This window comes from Adlercreutzia equolifaciens (assembly GCF_029076695.1).
Classification (GTDB): Bacteria; Actinomycetota; Coriobacteriia; order Coriobacteriales; family Eggerthellaceae; genus Adlercreutzia; species Adlercreutzia equolifaciens_A.
The window spans coordinates 1-290 of record NZ_JARFIK010000575.1 but is presented as its reverse complement, the minus strand read 5'-3'; the positions used below and the strand labels follow the sequence as shown (position 1 = coordinate 290).

Below are 290 nucleotides of genomic sequence, written 5' to 3'. Positions count from 1 at the left end.
ATATCCTTTTCAGACTTTATAATATGTATTCCCGTTTGATCGTCTTTCACAGAAGTCTTCAATTCCGGAAAATGTATCATCTGACTGATATCTTCAATATCTTTATGTACCGCGATCAGCTCCTCGTCCAGATAACACTCTTCAAACACTGTAATATTTTTTCCTGCTAATGTATTTCCATCGAAATTAAACTCTACTTCCACACTGCCTTTTGCTGTTTTAGGAATGAATTTCTGCAATCCGAATATTTTCTTCCCTTTTGAATCCAGAACAGGCTCCCCCGTTTTGTG

General features: G+C 36.9%; 1 protein-coding gene. It reads right to left on the bottom strand.

What is annotated here, in order from left to right; translation table 11 throughout:
* Nucleotides 1-290 (bottom strand): VaFE repeat-containing surface-anchored protein (locus PZH32_RS13655; protein ID WP_275208800.1); only part of this gene is annotated, 290 nt, incomplete at both ends.